General features: G+C 63.0%; 14 protein-coding genes. 10 read left to right on the plus strand and 4 right to left on the minus strand.

What is annotated here, in order from left to right:
- The first annotated feature begins 18 nt into the window (after positions 1-18).
- Genes grxC through FGD77_RS07385 form a run of 3 tightly spaced genes read left to right on the plus strand, consistent with a single transcriptional unit; the run spans position 19 to position 1,550 of the window.
- On the plus strand, positions 19-276 hold the full coding sequence (gene grxC, locus FGD77_RS07375; RefSeq protein WP_255008041.1) for a glutaredoxin 3: 258 nt from the start codon (positions 19-21) through the stop codon (positions 274-276).
- Positions 273-1,103 (plus strand): carbon-nitrogen hydrolase family protein, encoded by an 831-nt coding sequence (locus FGD77_RS07380; RefSeq protein WP_255008043.1) that lies wholly within the window; start codon positions 273-275, stop codon positions 1,101-1,103. The genes grxC and FGD77_RS07380 overlap by 4 nt, the downstream gene beginning before the upstream one ends.
- Positions 1,104-1,550, plus strand: coding sequence for a MarR family winged helix-turn-helix transcriptional regulator (locus tag FGD77_RS07385; RefSeq protein WP_255008045.1), 447 nt, complete (start codon positions 1,104-1,106; stop codon positions 1,548-1,550).
- Here FGD77_RS07385 and ubiG read toward each other — a convergent pair.
- Positions 1,547-2,293 carry a bifunctional 2-polyprenyl-6-hydroxyphenol methylase/3-demethylubiquinol 3-O-methyltransferase UbiG gene (gene ubiG / locus FGD77_RS07390; RefSeq protein WP_255008047.1) on the minus strand — a complete coding sequence of 249 codons (747 nt, stop codon included), beginning with the start codon at positions 2,291-2,293 and terminating at the stop codon, positions 1,547-1,549. The two genes, FGD77_RS07385 and ubiG, sit on opposite strands and share 4 nt — an antisense overlap.
- 77 nt (positions 2,294-2,370) lie before the next feature.
- On the opposite strand from ubiG, the gene pip reads away from it, so the two are divergent.
- The 5 genes from pip to infB all read left to right on the plus strand — a co-directional run bounded on the left by pip (position 2,371) and on the right by infB (position 8,843).
- Positions 2,371-3,342 (plus strand): prolyl aminopeptidase, encoded by a 972-nt coding sequence (pip, locus tag FGD77_RS07395; RefSeq protein WP_255008049.1) that lies wholly within the window; start codon positions 2,371-2,373, stop codon positions 3,340-3,342.
- A gap of 171 nt (positions 3,343-3,513) precedes the next feature.
- Complete coding sequence (gene rimP, locus FGD77_RS07400; protein ID WP_255008051.1) at positions 3,514-4,089, plus strand: ribosome maturation factor RimP; 576 nt, start codon at positions 3,514-3,516, stop codon at positions 4,087-4,089.
- A gap of 5 nt (positions 4,090-4,094) precedes the next feature.
- On the plus strand, positions 4,095-5,705 hold the full coding sequence (gene nusA / locus FGD77_RS07405) for a transcription termination factor NusA (protein ID WP_255008052.1): 1,611 nt from the start codon (positions 4,095-4,097) through the stop codon (positions 5,703-5,705).
- Positions 5,706-5,727: 22 nt separating this feature from the next.
- On the plus strand, positions 5,728-6,360 hold the full coding sequence (locus FGD77_RS07410; protein ID WP_255008054.1) for an RNA-binding protein: 633 nt from the start codon (positions 5,728-5,730) through the stop codon (positions 6,358-6,360).
- Positions 6,357-8,843 carry a translation initiation factor IF-2 gene (gene infB / locus FGD77_RS07415; RefSeq protein ID WP_255008056.1) on the plus strand — a complete coding sequence of 829 codons (2,487 nt, stop codon included), beginning with the start codon at positions 6,357-6,359 and terminating at the stop codon, positions 8,841-8,843. Before FGD77_RS07410 ends, infB begins: the two co-directional genes overlap by 4 nt.
- Before the next feature lie 84 nt (positions 8,844-8,927).
- On the opposite strand, the gene mutT is transcribed toward infB, so the two are convergent.
- Genes mutT through FGD77_RS07430 form a run of 3 tightly spaced genes read right to left on the minus strand, consistent with a single transcriptional unit; the run spans position 8,928 to position 11,419 of the window.
- A complete protein-coding gene (gene mutT / locus FGD77_RS07420) occupies positions 8,928-9,326 on the minus strand; it encodes an 8-oxo-dGTP diphosphatase MutT (protein ID WP_255008058.1) in 399 nt (132 codons plus the stop codon).
- Positions 9,323-10,552 carry a bifunctional glutamate N-acetyltransferase/amino-acid acetyltransferase ArgJ gene (argJ, locus tag FGD77_RS07425; protein ID WP_255008060.1) on the minus strand — a complete coding sequence of 410 codons (1,230 nt, stop codon included), beginning with the start codon at positions 10,550-10,552 and terminating at the stop codon, positions 9,323-9,325. The genes mutT and argJ overlap by 4 nt, the downstream gene beginning before the upstream one ends.
- A 6-nt stretch (positions 10,553-10,558) precedes the next feature.
- Complete coding sequence (locus FGD77_RS07430) at positions 10,559-11,419, minus strand: peptidylprolyl isomerase (protein WP_255008062.1); 861 nt, start codon at positions 11,417-11,419, stop codon at positions 10,559-10,561.
- Between the two features lie 195 nt (positions 11,420-11,614).
- On the opposite strand from FGD77_RS07430, the gene secA reads away from it, so the two are divergent.
- Both secA and FGD77_RS07440 read left to right on the plus strand, forming a co-directional pair.
- Positions 11,615-14,335 (plus strand): preprotein translocase subunit SecA, encoded by a 2,721-nt coding sequence (gene secA / locus FGD77_RS07435; protein WP_255008072.1) that lies wholly within the window; start codon positions 11,615-11,617, stop codon positions 14,333-14,335.
- 322 nt (positions 14,336-14,657) lie between these two features.
- Positions 14,658-16,217 carry a substrate-binding domain-containing protein gene (locus FGD77_RS07440; RefSeq protein WP_255008074.1) on the plus strand — a complete coding sequence of 520 codons (1,560 nt, stop codon included), beginning with the start codon at positions 14,658-14,660 and terminating at the stop codon, positions 16,215-16,217.
- The last annotated feature ends 84 nt before the right edge of the window (positions 16,218-16,301 follow it).

A 16,301-nucleotide genomic window follows, 5' to 3' on the forward strand; every position in this document is an offset into this window, starting at 1 on the left:
ACCAAAAGAAGGCCCGCCATGCAACCCGTCGAAATCTACACCTCGCCGCTTTGCGGTTTTTGCCACGCGGCCAAGCGCCTTTTGTCGCAAAAGGGCGTCAACTTTGCCGAGATCGATATCGCCCGCCAGCCCGAGCGGCGCTCCGAGATGACACAGCGCGCCAATGGCGGGCGCACCGTGCCGCAGATTTTCATTGGCCAGACGCATGTCGGCGGCTGCGATGATCTGTTCATGCTGGAGCGGGCGGGCAAACTGGACGCGCTGCTGGCGGCATGAGGGCCGCGCTGGTCCAATTGTGCAGCAGTGACGATCCTGCCGCGAACCTCGCAGCGACGGCGGCGCTGATCGAGCAGGCTGTCGCAGGCGGCGCCGGTTTCGTTCTGACGCCCGAGGTCACCAACTGCGTATCGGCCAGCCGCACCCGTCAGATGGACGTGCTGCGGCCCGAGGGCGAGGATGCGACGCTGGCCGCGCTGCGCGATCTGGCGGCGACGCGGGGGATCTGGCTGCTGATCGGCTCGCTGGCGCTGAAGACGGGGGATGCGGACGGGCGGTTTGCAAACCGGTCGTTCCTGATCGCCCCGGATGGGGGCATTGCCGCGCGGTATGACAAAATTCACATGTTCGATGTTACCATCTCGGACAGTGAAAGCTATCGCGAATCGGCTGGCTATCTTCCCGGTACACAGGCGGTATTGGCGGACATGCCCTTCGGCCTTTTGGGGATGACAATCTGCTACGATGTCCGGTTTCCGCATCTCTACCGCAACCTTGCGCAGGCAGGCGCGCTTGTTCTGACCGTGCCGTCGGCCTTTTCGCCGGTCACCGGCGCGGCGCATTGGGAAACGCTGCTGCGTGCCCGCGCGATCGAAACGGGGTCCTATGTGCTGGCCCCCGCCCAGACCGGCACGCACAGCGCCAGCCATGGCAAGCCGCGCCAGACCTATGGGCACTCTCTGACCATATCGCCATGGGGCGAGGTGCTGGGGGATGGCGGCACCGCGCCGGGGGTGATTTACGTTGATCTGAGCATGGACGAGGTGGCACAAGCGCGCCAGCGCATCCCGGCGCTGATGCATAACCCTGGATTTGACGGCCCCTGAATGGACGATACCCCCACCAACGCCCTTGCTGTCGCACTGTTCAGTGAGATCCTGACGAACGACCAGTTGATCCGCAATCAACTGAGCCGCGTTTTGCCCAAGGGGATGGAGATATCGCATTTTTCGGTGTTGAATCATCTGGCCCGGGCGGGCGCCGAACGTAGCCCTGCCGAACTGGCCAAGAACTTTCACGTCACACGCGGCGCCATGACCAATACCCTGCGCAAGCTGGAATGGGCCGGGTACGTCCATATCCGGCCCGATTGGGATGACGCGCGGCGCAAGCGGGTGTCGATCAGCCCGTCAGGTCGCCGCGCGCGCGCGGCGGCGATATCGTCGATCACGCCGCTGATTTCCGAGGTCGTTTCGGAACTGGGCGAAGACAAGGTGCGCGCGGCCCTGCCGGTGCTGCGCGGCCTGCGCGCCCGGCTGGAGCCGGATGCCTAGCGCGGTTTGCGGCTGGCGGTGACGTAATTCACGCTCAGGTCGCGGTCGGAAATCGACCATTTCCAGCTGATCGGATTGAACACGAATCCCTTGCGATCCACCGGCTCCAGCCCCGCCTGTCGCAGCAGTTCATATAGCTCATCGGGCGTGATGAATTTCGCCCAGTCATGCGTGCCCTTGGGCAGCCAGCGCATCACATGTTCGGCGCCGATGATGGCCGCGACATAGCTTTTCGGATTGCGGTTGAGGGTGGAGCAGATCTGCAAGCCACCCGGTTTCAGCAATGCGCGGCAGGCGGTCAGGTAGGCCGCCGGATCGCTGACATGCTCGACCACCTCCATGTTCAGAATGGCGTCGAACTGCTCGCCCGCCGCGGCCAGTGCCTCGGCTGTGGTGTGGCGATAGTCGATCTCCAGCCCCGATTGCCGCGCATGAACCTGCGCGACGGGAATGTTGCGTTCGGCGGCATCGGCGCCGACCACCTCGGCGCCCAGACGGGCCATCGGTTCGGACAGCAGGCCCCCGCCGCAGCCGATATCCAGGATGCGCAGGCCCGTAAATGGCGCGGCGTCGCTCAGATCCCGCTGAAATTCGGCGGCGATCTGCCGGGTGATGTAGTCCAGCCGACAGGGATTCATCATGTGCAGCGGCTTGAACTTGCCGGTGGGATCCCACCACTCTTCGGCCATGGCCTGGAACTTGGCAACTTCGCCCTGGTCTATGGTGGATGCTGCCCTTTGCATTTCGCTCTCCGTATGATTCATTGCGCCAGAGGCGCATCACCTTTTATCCTGTGTGCGCGACATAACATAGGGCGGGCATGGATAAAATCTCGGTGCATAAAAGCGCGATCCAGTATCTGTATCCCCCGGTCGAGCCGTTCGACCGCCAGATGCTGGACGTGGGCGATGGCCATCAGGTTTATGTCGAACAGTCGGGAAACCCTCAGGGGCGCGCCGTCATCGTATTTCACGGCGGCCCCGGTGGGGGGTGCAGCCCGGCGATGCGACGCTATTTTGACCCGGCGACCTATCGCATCATCCTGTTCGATCAGCGCGGCTGCGGACGCTCGAAACCCCATGCATCGGTCGAGGCGAACACGACCTGGCATCTGATTGATGACATAGAATTGATCCGCCAGACGCTGGGGATCGAGCGGTGGATCGTTTTCGGCGGCAGCTGGGGCGCCACGCTGGCGCTGGTCTACGGCATCACCCATCCGGATCGCTGCGCGCATCTGGTGCTGCGCGGCGTTTTCACCATGACCCAGGCCGAGCTTGACTGGTTCTATGGCGGCGGGGCCGGGCGGTTCTGGCCCGAAACATGGGCCCGATTCGAGGATCTGATCCCCGAGGAGGAGCGCGGGGATATGATCGGCGCCTATCACCAACGGCTGTTTTCTGGTAATTTGCACACTGAAATCCTGCATGCCAAGGCGTGGAGCGCGTGGGAAAACGCGCTGGCCACCGTCAATTCCACCGGGGTCGGCGGCGACAGCCCGGCGGACTACGCCCGCGCCTTTGCCCGGCTGGAGAATCACTATTTCAGCCATGCCGGGTTTCTGGATCACGACGGATGGATCCTGTCCAACGTCGGCAAACTGGCGCAGGTGCCGGGCACCATCGTGCAGGGCCGCTACGACATGATTTGCCCGCCCGCGACGGCCCATGAGCTGTCAAATGCCTGGCCCGGCAGCCGCCTGCATATGATCCCGCTGGCCGGTCACGCCCTGTCCGAACCCGGGATCAGCGCTGAATTGGTGCGCGTGATGGATGGGCTGGCGCAGCGCTGATTGCCGGGGGCGTGCCAATCCCCTTGCATCCTGCCGACCGCTTCGCTATATGCGGATTGATAGCGGCGCGGTTCGGGTCCACACCGAAGCGCACCACCGGATAATGCAACGGGCCGCGCGCCCGTTTTTTTGTGCTTGCCGACACCTATGAGAAAGACTGACCTGATCGCCATGAACAACGACCTTATCGCCAAAGCCGCCATCGACCGCCGCATGGCCGAGATCATCACACCCGTGATCGAGGATCTGGGGTTCGAATTGGTGCGCGTGCGGCTGATGGGCGGCAAATATCACACGCTTCAGATCATGGTCGAGCGGCCCGAGGGCGGTATCGAGGTGGATGACTGCGCGCAGGTCAGCACCGCCGTCAGCGCCACGCTGGATGTCGAGGATCCGCTGACCGAGGCGTATACGCTTGAGGTCTCCAGCCCCGGCATCGACCGCCCGCTGACCCGGCTCAAGGATTTCGAGGCGTTCGAGGGTTACGAGGCCAAGATCGAGACGAACGATCTGATTGATGGTCGCAAACGCTTCAAGGGGATACTGGCCGGGGTTGAGGGCACCGAGGTGCTGATCAACGTCGACGAAGGCACCATTGGCTTGCAATTCGACTGGCTGGCCGACGCCAAGCTGGTCCTGACCGACGAGTTGATTAAAGAAATGCTGCGCCAACGCAAGGCGGCGGGCACCATAGACGAAACCGAATTTGACGAAATCCAGACTGACACCGGTTCTGAGGAGGACTGATATCCATGGCAATCACATCTGCAAATCAGCTTGAGCTGCTGCAAACCGCCGAGGCCGTGGCCCGCGAAAAGATGATCGACCCCGGTCTGGTGGTCGAGGCGATGGAAGAATCCCTGTCGCGCGCGGCCAAGTCCCGCTATGGCGCCGAAATGGACATCCGCGTCAGCATCGACCGCAAGACGGGCCGCGCGACGTTCACCCGCGTGCGCACCGTGGTCGCCGATGACGAGGTCGAAAACTATCAGGCCGAATTCACCGTCGAGCAGGCCAGGCAATACATGGCCGAGCCCACGATCGGCGACGAATTCGCCGAAGAAGTGCCGCCTGTGGAAATGGGTCGAATCGCTGCCCAATCGGCCAAGCAGGTGATCCTGCAAAAGGTCCGCGAAGCCGAGCGTGACCGCCAGTTCGAGGAATTCAAGGACCGCGCCGGCACCATCATCAACGGTCTGGTCAAGCGCGAGGAATACGGCAACGTCATCGTCGACGTGGGTCGCGGCGAAGCCATTCTGCGCCGGAACGAGAAAATCGGCCGCGAGGCATATCGCCCCGGCGACCGCATCCGCTGCTACATCAAGGATGTGCGCCGCGAACAGCGCGGCCCGCAGATCTTCCTGTCGCGTACCGCGCCGGAATTCATGGCCGAGCTGTTCAAGATGGAAGTGCCCGAGATCTACGACGGCATCATCGAGATCAAGGCCGTCGCGCGCGACCCCGGCAGCCGCGCCAAGATCGCCGTCATCAGCTATGACAGCTCCATCGACCCGGTCGGTGCCTGCGTCGGTATGCGCGGCAGCCGCGTTCAGGCCGTCGTGAACGAGCTTCAGGGCGAGAAGATCGACATCATTCCGTGGAACGACGACCAGCCGACATTCCTGGTCAACGCGTTGCAGCCTGCCGAAGTGACCAAGGTGGTTCTGGACGAAGAGGCCGGCAAGATCGACGTCGTCGTGCCCGAGGAACAGCTGAGCCTCGCCATCGGTCGCCGCGGTCAGAACGTGCGCCTCGCCAGCCAGTTGACCGGTCTGGACATCGACATCATGACCGAGGCCGAGGATAGCGAGCGCCGCCAGAAGGAATTCGAAGAGCGCACCGGCCTGTTCATGGAAAATCTGGATCTGGACGAATTCTTTGCCCAGCTGCTGGTCTCCGAAGGCTTCACCAATCTCGAAGAGGTCGCCTATGTCGATCTGGACGAACTGATGGTGATCGACGGCATCGACGACGACACCGCAAAGGAACTTCAGGCCCGTGCCCGCGATATCCTCGAGGCCAAGGCCAAGGCCGCGCTGGACAAGGCCCGCGAACTGGGTGTCGAGGACAGCCTGGTTGAATTCGAGGGGCTGACACCCCAGATGGTTCTTGCGCTGGCCGAGGATGGCGTGAAAACGCTGGAAGACTTCGCAACCTGCGCCGATTGGGAGCTGGCCGGCGGCTGGACCATTCAGGACGGCGAACGCATCAAGGATGACGGCCTGCTGGAGCCTTTCGACGTCTCGCTTGAGGAAGCGCAGGACATGGTCATGACCGCGCGCGTGATGCTGGGCTGGGTCGATCCGACCGAGCTTGAGGCCGAGACAGAAGAAGACGAGACCGAGGAGGATTCCGAAGCCTGATCGCAGGCTTCGGAGAGACCTTATGGGCCGCGGTGGGCAACCCAAAGACCGAGATGACGGTCCCGAGCGCAAGTGCATCGCCACAGGCGAGGTGCAGCCGAAATTCGGGCTGCTCCGTTTTGTCATCGGGCCGGAGGGGCAGATTGCCCCCGACCTGATGGAAAAACTGCCGGGCCGGGGCATCTGGGTGGCTGCCGACCGTGCCGCACTGGACAAGGCGGCAACCAAGGGCCTGTTCGCCCGCGCCGCCAGGCAGCCGGTGCAGGTGCCCGAGGGGCTGACCGACTGGGTCGAATCCCTGCTGGCGCAGCGGGTGGTCAACCTGATCAGCCTCGCCCGCAAGGGGGGGCGCGCGGTTTCGGGTTATGAGAAGGTCAAGGCCAGCCTGGACAAGGAAGAGGCCGAGGTTTTGATACAGGCCAGCGACGGGTCGGAGCGGGGCAAATCCAAGCTCAGCACGCCGCATTACGGCAGTTTTATCGGCTGGCTGACGGCCGATGAGCTGGGACAGGCCTTCGGGCGACAAACCACAATTCATGCGGCACTGTCCGCTGGTGGTTTGACGCAACGTGTTGTAGATGAGGCGGCAAGGCTCAAGGGCCTGCGCGTTTCGGACGATGGCAGCGGCCATCGGAAAGGGAAAAAGACCAAATGAGCGACAACGACGGAAAGAAAACATTGGGTGTTCGTGGCGGTCCGCGTGCGGGCAACGTGAAGCAGAGCTTCAGCCATGGCCGGACCAAGAACGTCGTGGTGGAAACCAAGCGCAAGCGCGTCGTCGTGCCCAAGCCGGGCGCAGGCAACCTCGCTGGTGCTGGCAAACCCGCGCCCGTTGGTGATCCCTCCAGACGTCCCGCAGGCATATCCGACGCCGAGATGGAGCGCCGGATGAAGGCGCTTCAGGCCGCCAAGGCCCGTGAGGGCGAGGATGCCGCGCGCCGCGAAGCCGAAGAAAAAGAGCGCGAGGTAGAGCGCCAGCGCCGCCGTGACGATGCCGAGGCCAAGGAGCGCGAAGAGCAAGAGCGCATCGAGGCCCTGAAAGCCAAGGAAGAAGAGGACGCACGCCAGCGCCGTGCCGCCGAGGACGCAGCCAAGCAGGCTGCCACCCCGGCCGAGCCGGACGCCGCCCGCGTCGCCCCGCGCGGCGGTCCCGCGCCCGCGTCGACCCCGCGCAAGCAGGATCGCGACACGGAAACCAAACGCCCCGCCAAGGGCAAGGGCATGGGCGAAGACCATCGCCGTACGGGCAAGTTGACGCTGAATCAGGCGCTGTCGGGCGGCGAAGGTGGCCGCCAGAAATCCATGGCCGCGATGAAGCGCAAGCAAGAGCGCAACCGTCAAAAGGCAATGGGTGGCACGCAAGAGCGTGAGAAGATCATCCGCGACGTGCAGCTGCCCGAAACCATCTCTGTCGCCGAACTGGCCCAGCGTATGGCCGAGCGGGTCGCCGACGTGGTCAAGGCGCTGATGAACAATGACATGATGGTCACGCAGAATCAGGCGATCGACGCCGACACTGCCGAGCTGATCATCGAGGAATTCGGCCACCGCGTCGTGCGTGTCTCGGACGCGGACGTCGAGGACGTGATCGCAAAAATCGAAGATAAGGCTGAGGACATGCTGCCGCGTCCGCCGGTCATCACCATCATGGGCCATGTCGACCACGGCAAGACGTCGCTGCTGGACGCCATCCGCGATGCCAAGGTTCAGTCTGGCGAAGCGGGCGGGATCACGCAGCATATCGGGGCTTATCAGGTCAAGACTGCCGGCGGCTCCGTTCTGTCGTTCCTCGATACGCCCGGCCACGCGGCGTTCACGTCGATGCGCTCGCGCGGCGCTCAGGTGACGGATATCGTCGTTCTGGTGGTGGCCGCCGATGATGCCGTCATGCCGCAGACCATCGAGGCGATCAACCACGCCAAGGCGGCAAAGGTTCCGATGATCATCGCGATCAACAAGATCGACAAGCCTTCGGCGAACCCGCAAAAAGTACGGACCGACCTGCTGCAACACGAGATCGTCGTCGAGGCGATGTCGGGTGACGTGCAGGACGTCGAGGTCAGCGCCAAGACCGGCAAGGGGCTGGATGAATTGCTGGAGGCCATCGCGCTTCAGGCCGAGATCCTCGAGTTGAAGGCGAACCCGAACCGCGCGGCCGAAGGCGCCGTGATCGAGGCACAGCTGGATGTGGGCCGCGGCCCCGTCGCGACCGTGCTGATCCAGAAGGGCACGTTGCGCCAAGGCGACATCTTTGTCGTGGGCGAGCAGTACGGCAAGGTCCGCGCGCTGATCAACGACAAGGGCGACCGCGTCAAGAAGGCAGGCCCGTCCGTTCCGGTCGAGGTTCTGGGTATCAATGGCACGCCCTCGGCGGGTGACGTTCTGAACGTCGTCGACACCGAAGCGCAGGCCCGCGAGATTGCAGAGTACCGTGCCAATGCCGCCAAGGAGAAGCGCGCCGCAGCCGGTGCTGCCGTCACGCTGGACCAGTTGATGGCGCAAGCCAAGGAAAGCAAGAACGTGGCCGAAATGCCAATTCTTGTTAAGTCCGACGTACAGGGCTCGGCCGAGGCGATCAGCCAGGCGATGGAGAAGATCGGCAATGATGAGGTGCGCGTGCGCGTCCTTCACTCGGGTGTCGGTGCCATCACAGAATCCGATATCAGCCTTGCCGAAGCGTCCGGTGCGCCTGTGTTCGGCTTCAACGTCCGGGCCAACGCACCCGCACGCCAAAGCGCGAACCAGAAGGGTGTGGAGATCCGGTATTATTCGGTGATCTACGACCTGGTCGATGACGTGAAGGCAGCGGCTTCGGGCCTTTTGGGCAACGAGATCCGCGAAAAGTTCATCGGCTACGCCAAGATCAAGGAAGTCTTCAAGGTTACAGGCGTCGGCAATGTCGCCGGTTGCCTTGTCACCGAAGGCATCGCGCGCCGCTCTGCCGGTGTGCGCCTGCTGCGCGACGATGTCGTGATCCACGAGGGCACGCTGAAAACGCTCAAGCGCTTCAAGGATGAAGTGAAAGAGGTTCAGTCGGGTCAGGAATGCGGCATGGCTTTCGAGAGATACGACGATGTCCGTCCGAACGACGTGATCGAGATCTTCGAGCGTGAGGAAATCGTTCGCACGCTGGAGTGATCCAGTCGGGCGATGGACACTAAAAAGGGCGCCTTAACGGGCGCCCTTTTGCTGTGTTCCAAGGCGTTTCGCGAAACGCTCCAGCTACAGCCAGTCGCGCAATATCGGGATCAGCGGCACATCCGCAGGCGGCATCGGATAGTTTCTCAAATCCGCTGCGTGCGCCCATTTCAGCGCCTGCCCCTCACGCCCCTGCACGATGCCGTTCCATTTGCGGCAGGCAAACAGTGGCATCAGCAGGTGGAAATCCTGGTAGGAATGGCTGGCAAAGGTCAGCGGCGCGAGGCAGCTGGCCCATGTGTCGATGCCCAGTTCTTCGTGCAGTTCGCGGATCAGCGCGGCCTCGGGTGTCTCTCCCGGCTCGACCTTGCCGCCGGGAAATTCCCACAGACCGGCCATCGACTTGCCCTCGGGCCGCTGCGCCAGCAGGACACGCCCATCGACATCGATGAGCGCGGCCGCCGAAACCAGAACGACCTTCACGATCGATAATCGGCGTTGATGTCGATGTAGCCATGCGTCAGATCACAGGTCCAGACCCGCGCGGTGCCACCGCCCAGACCCAGATCGACATGAATCAACAGCTCCTGTTGTGTCATGTAGGCTGCGGCGCGGGTTTCGTCATAGTCGGGACTGACCCAGCCATTTTCGGCCACCTTGATATCGCCGAACCAGATCGCCAGCGTATCGCGATCAGCGCGCGCACCGGATTTGCCGACGGCCATGACAACGCGGCCCCAGTTGGGATCCTCACCGGCGATGGCCGTCTTGACCAGCGGTGAATTGGCGATCGCCTTGGCGTGTTTATGTGCATCTGCATCGCTGGCGGCGCCGGTGACGGACACCTCGACCAGCTTGGTCGCGCCCTCGCCATCGCGCACCACCTGTTGCGCTAGGTCCAGCATGACGCGGCGCAGCCCTTCCATGAAGCCGATGGAATGTTCGGTGATGCGCACGCCCGAGGCCCCCGTTGCGCCGACCAGCAGGGTGTCGGAGGTGGACGTGTCGCTATCCACCGTGATGCAGTTGAACGTGGTGCGGTTCAGCGCACTGACCATGGATTGCAACACCGGCTGGTCAACCTGTGCATCGGTGAAAATATAGACCAGCATCGTGCCCATGTCCGGCTCGATCATGCCGGAGCCTTTGGCGATGCCGGCAATCTGCACGATCTTGCCGTCGATTTCGATCTGGGTGGCCGATCCCTTGGGAAAGGTATCGGTCGTCATGATCGCACGGGCGGCGTCTGCCATGCCGTCGTCGCTCAGCGTGTCGTTCAGCGCGCCGAGGCTGGCGACGATGCGCTCGTGCTTCATCGGCTCACCGATGACACCGGTGGAGGCGGAAAAAACCCGATGCGCCGGCAGGCCCAGCACATCGGCCACCCCGGACGTCACCGCACGGACAGATTCCACCCCGTGGCGCCCGGTGAAGGCGTTGGAATTGCCCGAATTCACGATGATCGCCGCCCCCTCGCCGCCGTCACGGCCAATCTTGGCCTGACAGTCCAGAACCGGCGCCGAGCGCGTGGCCGAGCGGGTGAACACCCCCGCCACCGTGCTGCCCGGCGCAAGATGCGCCAACATCACATCGGTGCGCCCGGTATAGCGCACACCGGCGGCGATGCTGGCGAAACGAACGCCCTTGATGGCCGGAAGATCCGGAAAGGCAGCGGGCGCCAGCGGCGAGACGGAGGTGATCTTGGCCACGTTTGCTTACTCTTCCAGCAGGTCGAACTGGTTCAGAACTGCCGGGTCCAGCGCGTCGCCGGCTGCGCGGTCAACGCTGCCCGCCTCCTCCAGTTCGGTGATGCGGGCCTCGATGGCCTGCTGGCGCAGCGCCTCTTCGATTTCGGCGCGCACGTCCTCCAGCTTGGGGGCGTCCTTGATGCGGGTTTCCTCCAGCTTGATCACGTGCCAGCCGAATTGCGACTCGACCGGGTCACTGATGCTGCCCGGCTCCATCTGCGCGACGGCCTCTTGAAACGGCTCTACCATCATGCCTTCGCTGAACCAGCCCAGCTCGCCGCCGCTGGGGCCGGAGGGGCCGGTGGAGTGTTCTTTGGCCAAATCGGCAAAGCTGGCGCCGCCGCGGGCCTCGTCCACCAATTTCTGCGCGTCTTCTTCGGCCTCGACCAGAATATGCGCGGCCTTGAATTCGGTGACGTCTTCGCCGTTCGTATAGTTGTCGTCGAAATAGGTCTGGATCGCCTCGTCTGTCACGGCGGTTTCCACGATGTCGGCCATCTCCTCGGAGGCGATCAGCGCGCGGCGCTCGTTTTCCAGTGCCAGTGCGGCGCGTTTGGGCAGATCGCCGTCATGGGCGTTCACCAGCAGCGTTTGCTGCACCAGTTGGTCCATAATGCCCTTGTAGAGCACGTCGGCGGGCACTTGGGTGAACTGTTCGGGCAGACCGGCCCGCAGCGTCAGCATATGGCCCAGCGTGATATCGGTGCCGCCAACGGTGGCAACCACGGTATCGGCGGTCGGGGCGCTGTCATCGGCCAGGACCGGTGCGGCGCCGAGTGCCCCCATCAGAATGACAGAGGTGGCAATCGGTTTGAGACGGTCGAACATATGGCGGTTCCTTCGCAGTTGGGTCGGTTGGTGCCGCGCACGGGGGCGCGACGTTGACACTTAGCCAGCAGGCCCTTACATCGCCTGTCAATACAGGCTTTCCCGCTGATACCTTGCCCCATGTAGGGTGGCAATGGAAACGGGACAAGGCATCGCCACGCGCAGAGCTGATCACAAACGGGATTGAGATTGAACATGCTGGGTATTCGAACGGTCGCCCGTAAGGTTTTCGGTACGCCGAACGACCGCAAGGTCAAGGCAACGCGCCCGCTGATCGACAAGATCAACGCACTGGAGCCCGACATACAGGCGCTGGACGACGCTGGCATCATCGCCAGGACGAACGAGCTGCGCCAGCGGGCACAGAACGGCGAGTCGCTGGATGCGCTGCTGCCCGAGGCCTTTGCCAACTGCCGCGAGGCGGCGCGCCGGTCGCTGGGGCTGCGCGCCTTCGATGTGCAGCTGATGGGCGGAATCTTCATGCATCAGGGTAACATTTCCGAGATGAAGACCGGCGAGGGCAAGACGCTGGTCGCCACCTTCCCGGCCTATCTGAATGCGCTGACCGGTGACGGCGTACATATCGTCACGGTCAACGACTACCTGGCCAAGCGTGACGCCGAATGGATGAGCGCCGTTTTCGGCGCGCTCGGCATGACCACCGGCGTTGTCTATCCGCAGCAGCCCGAGGACGAGAAGCAGCGCGCCTATGCCTGCGACGTGACCTATGCCACGAATAACGAGCTGGGCTTTGACTATCTGCGCGACAACATGAAATCCGAGCTGACCCAGATGAGCCAGCGCGGCCATAACTTTGCCATCGTGGACGAGGTCGACAGCATCCTGATCGACGAGGCGCGCACGCCGCTGATTATTTCCGGCCCCGCGCAGGACCGCAGTGACCTGTACCTGTCCATCGACAAGCTGATCCCCGAGCTGAAAGAAGAGCATTACAAGATCGACGAAAAGGCGCGCAGCTGCACCTTTACCGACGAGGGCAACGAATTTCTGGAAACCCTGCTGGTCGAACGCGGAATCCTGCCCGAGGACCAGTCGCTGTATGACCCCGAAAGCACGACAATCGTGCATCACGTCAATCAGGGTCTGCGCGCGCACAAGCTGTTCCTGAAAGACAAGGATTACATCGTTCGCAATGGCGAGGTCGTGCTGATCGACGAATTCACCGGGCGCATGATGGCGGGCCGCCGCCTGTCCGACGGCCTGCATCAGGCCATCGAGGCCAAGGAAGGCGCGAATATCCAGCCCGAAAACGTGACGCTGGCGCAGGTGACGTTCCAGAACTATTTCCGGCTCTATGACAAATTGGCGGGCATGACCGGCACCGCCTCGACCGAGGCCGAGGAATTCGCCGAGATCTACGGCCTTGGCGTGGTCGAAGTGCCGACGAACCGCCCTATCGCCCGTGTCGACAAGGACGACGCGGTGTTCCGCACCACCGCCGAAAAATACAAGGCCGTGATCGAAGAGATCAAGGTGGCAAGTGAGAAAGGCCAGCCGACGCTGGTCGGCACCACATCTATCGAGAAATCGGAAATGCTCAGCCAGATGCTGACCGATGCGGGCATCACTCACAACGTCCTGAACGCGCGCCAGCACGAAAAAGAGGCGCAGATCGTCGGCGACGCCGGAAAACTGGGCGCCGTTACCATCGCCACCAACATGGCCGGGCGCGGCACCGACATCAAGCTGGGCGGCAATATCGACATCAAGATCCTTGAGGCGATCAATGCCGATCCCGACGGCGATCCCGCCGAGATCCGCACCCGGATCGAAGAGGGCCACAAGACCGAAGAGCAGGCGGTCAAGGACGCCGGGGGCCTCTTTGTCCTCGCCACCGAACGCCACGAAAGCCGCCGCATCGACAACCAGCTGCGCGGCCGCTCGGGCCGTCAGGGTGATCCGGGGCAATCCTCGTTCTTCCTGTCGCTGGACGATGACCTGATGCGTATCTTCGGCTCGGAGCGTCTGGAAAAGGTTCTGTCGGGCCTTGGCATGAAAGAGGACGAGGCGATCATTCACCCGTGGGTGAACAAATCGCTGGAACGCGCGCAGGCCAAGGTCGAGGGGCGCAACTTTGACATCCGCAAGCAGCTGCTGAAATTCGACGACGTGATGAACGAGCAGCGCAAGGTGATCTTCAAGCAGCGCCTCGACATCATGCGCGCCGCCGACCTCAGCGATATCGTCAAGGACATGCGCGGCGAAGTGATCGACGATCTGGTCGATCAGTACATGCCGCCCAAGACCTACGCCGATCAGTGGGACATGGACGGCATGCACGACGCCGTCATCGACGCGCTGAACATGGACCTGCCGGTGCAGGCATGGGCAGACGAAGAAGGCGTCGATGACGAGCAGATCAGCGAGCGCATTGAAAAGCACGCGAACGAGATGATGGCGAAAAAGGCCGTCGCGTTCGGACCGGCCAACATGCGTCTGGTGGAAAAGCAGCTTCTGCTTCAGACCATCGACGGCAAATGGCGCGACCACCTGCTGATGCTGGAACATCTGCGCAGCGTCGTCGGATTCCGCGGTTATGCGCAGCGTGACCCGCTGAACGAATACAAGAACGAGGCGTTTCAGCTGTTCGAGACGATGCTGGACACCCTGCGTCAGGACGTCACCCGCAAGCTGGCACAGGTGCAGCCGATGCCGCAGGCCGATCAGCAGGCCATGCTGGAACGGATGCTGGAGGAGCGCGCGGCGCTGGAGGCCCAGACCGAGGCGGCGACCCCGCGCGAGGATGGCCCTCAGAAAGCCGAGACCACGCAGAAGGCCGCGCTTGAGGGCTTTGATGAGAGTGATCAGTCGACATGGGGCAATCCGGGCCGCAATACGGCCTGCCCCTGCGGTTCAGGCCTGAAGTTCAAGCATTGCCACGGGCGCCTTGCCTGATCCTCGCCAGCGTATTGTCGTCATCGGGTCGCCGTAAGGGGCGGCCCGGATGACTTTAGGGGTCTTGCACGGCCAGTGCCAAGGTGTGTGCCGTGCGATTCCGAGGCGCTGATGGCCGAGATTTATACCTTTCCCACGTTTGAACAAACATGACGGGCCGACGCCTTTCCGGTCGATGCCACGGTAGCGCAGCCTATTTGCGCCCGTGATATCGGGGCGCAATTCCCGCATGTGACGCAGTGGCGGGCTTTCTGGTGTTGAAAAACCTGCTGAATGACCTCACCATCGCGCGCAACTGAATTTCAGCGTCCGAGGTCCCCTGATGGCAATTCTGCGTGCGGCGACCCTCGCCGCACTTATCATGATTTGCGCTGGCCTGCCCGTCGCGGCGCAGGACGTCACGCTGACGTCGCGCGCCGGCGACATCGAGATTTCAGGCAACCTTCTGGGCTTTGACGGCGAATTCTACCGGGTCGATACGATCTATGGGGAATTGACTGTCGATGGGTCGGGCGTGCTGTGCGAGGGGTCCGAATGCCCGGACCTGAAGGCCTATGTCGCAAATGTCACACTGTCCGGCGCTCCCACCATCGGCCGCGTCCTGATGCCGGCCCTGATCGAGGCATTCGCCCTGCGCCAGGGGCTGGAACTGTCGCGCCAGCCCACCTCTGACATCGCCATGACCTATACGTTGAGCGACCCGGGTGGCGGACAGCCGCGTGGCAGGTTTCACGTGCGCCTGACCAATACCGACGAAGGCTTTGCCGATCTGCTGGCGGGCGAGGCGGAAATGGTCATGTCCCTGCGCGAAGTCACCCGAAGCGAGGCGATCCGTGGCCGCGAGGCGGGGCTGGGCGATCTGCGCGACGCGCGGCGCAGTCGCGTTCTGGCACTGGATGCGCTGGTGCCGCTGGTATCCGCAGGCAATCCGGTAACGACCATTACGACCCCGCAACTTGTCAAAGTGCTGTCAGGTGAAATTACCAATTGGGCCGAACTGGGCGGCGCCGATGCGCCCATCGCGGTCCATCTGCACGACCCGGATACGGGGCTGGGGCAGGTGACCGAGCGGCAGATGCTGATCGGCGGCGCGCAGGGTTTTGCAGCGGGCGCCATCCGGCACGCAACGGGCGAGGGGCTGTCGCAAGCGGTATCGCAAGACCCCCTTGCGCTGGGAATCGGCAGCCGCTCGGAAATGGGGCCGACATTCGAATTGGCGCTGACAGGTGCCTGCGGTTTTGCGATGCAGGCCACGCGCCGCGCCGTCAAGACCGAGGATTACCCCCTGACGGCGCCCATGTTCCTTTACCTGCCGTCCTATCGCCTGCCCAGGCTGGTGCGCGAATTTCTGGTCTTTACCCGGGAATCTGCAGCGCAACTGGTCATCCGGCGCGCGGGGTTTGTCGACCAGCTACCCGAGGAGATCGAGATCGACGCGCAGGGCGACCGCTTTGCCAATGCGGTGCTGCGGGCGGGCGGGGACGTGACGCTGGCCGATCTGCAACGCATGGTCCGGGTGCTCGGCCCGCTGAAACGCCTGACCACCACCTTCCGGTTCGAGCCGGGATCGATCCGGCTGGACCCGCAATCACGCTCGAACGTCGATAGTCTGGCCCGCGCGCTGGAAAGCGGGTTTTACGATGGGCGACAACTGGTCTTTGTCGGTTTTTCCGATGGAGAAGGGCTGGCATCGGCCAATAATGCCATCGCATTACGCCGCGCCGATGCTGTTCGAAACGCCGTTGTGCAGACTGCGGAAACCGCGCAACTGGACCGGCTAGAGATGGATGTCGAAACCTTTGGCGAGGCCATGCCGATGGCCTGTGATGACAGCGAATGGGGGCGCCGCGCAAATCGCCGGGTCGAAATCTGGATTCGATAGACGGCCGCGCCCGGCTGGCAGGCCTTCTTGCCCGGTGGTGAGGGCGGGATTTGGGTATTTGAACCAAGAAAAAACCAAGGCGGC

The organism is Roseovarius sp. M141, from assembly GCF_024355225.1.
In the GTDB taxonomy this organism is placed as follows: domain Bacteria; phylum Pseudomonadota; class Alphaproteobacteria; order Rhodobacterales; family Rhodobacteraceae; genus Roseovarius.

Bases quoted from the DNA above. Each gene is read 5' to 3' on its own strand.
- pip (WP_255008049.1), top strand. From the start codon at position 2,371: ATGGATAAAATCTCGGTGCATAAAAGCGCGATCCAGTATCTGTATCCC.
- secA (WP_255008072.1), top strand. From the start codon at position 11,615: ATGCTGGGTATTCGAACGGTCGCCCGTAAGGTTTTCGGTACGCCGAAC.
- FGD77_RS07410 (WP_255008054.1), top strand. From the start codon at position 5,728: ATGGGCCGCGGTGGGCAACCCAAAGACCGAGATGACGGTCCCGAGCGC.
- rimP (WP_255008051.1), top strand. From the start codon at position 3,514: ATGAACAACGACCTTATCGCCAAAGCCGCCATCGACCGCCGCATGGCC.
- nusA (WP_255008052.1), top strand. From the start codon at position 4,095: ATGGCAATCACATCTGCAAATCAGCTTGAGCTGCTGCAAACCGCCGAG.
- grxC (WP_255008041.1), top strand. From the start codon at position 19: ATGCAACCCGTCGAAATCTACACCTCGCCGCTTTGCGGTTTTTGCCAC.
- FGD77_RS07430 (WP_255008062.1), bottom strand. From the start codon at position 11,419: ATGTTCGACCGTCTCAAACCGATTGCCACCTCTGTCATTCTGATGGGG.
- FGD77_RS07385 (WP_255008045.1), top strand. From the start codon at position 1,104: ATGGACGATACCCCCACCAACGCCCTTGCTGTCGCACTGTTCAGTGAG.
- FGD77_RS07380 (WP_255008043.1), top strand. From the start codon at position 273: ATGAGGGCCGCGCTGGTCCAATTGTGCAGCAGTGACGATCCTGCCGCG.
- FGD77_RS07440 (WP_255008074.1), top strand. From the start codon at position 14,658: ATGGCAATTCTGCGTGCGGCGACCCTCGCCGCACTTATCATGATTTGC.
- ubiG (WP_255008047.1), bottom strand. From the start codon at position 2,293: ATGCAAAGGGCAGCATCCACCATAGACCAGGGCGAAGTTGCCAAGTTC.
- infB (WP_255008056.1), top strand. From the start codon at position 6,357: ATGAGCGACAACGACGGAAAGAAAACATTGGGTGTTCGTGGCGGTCCG.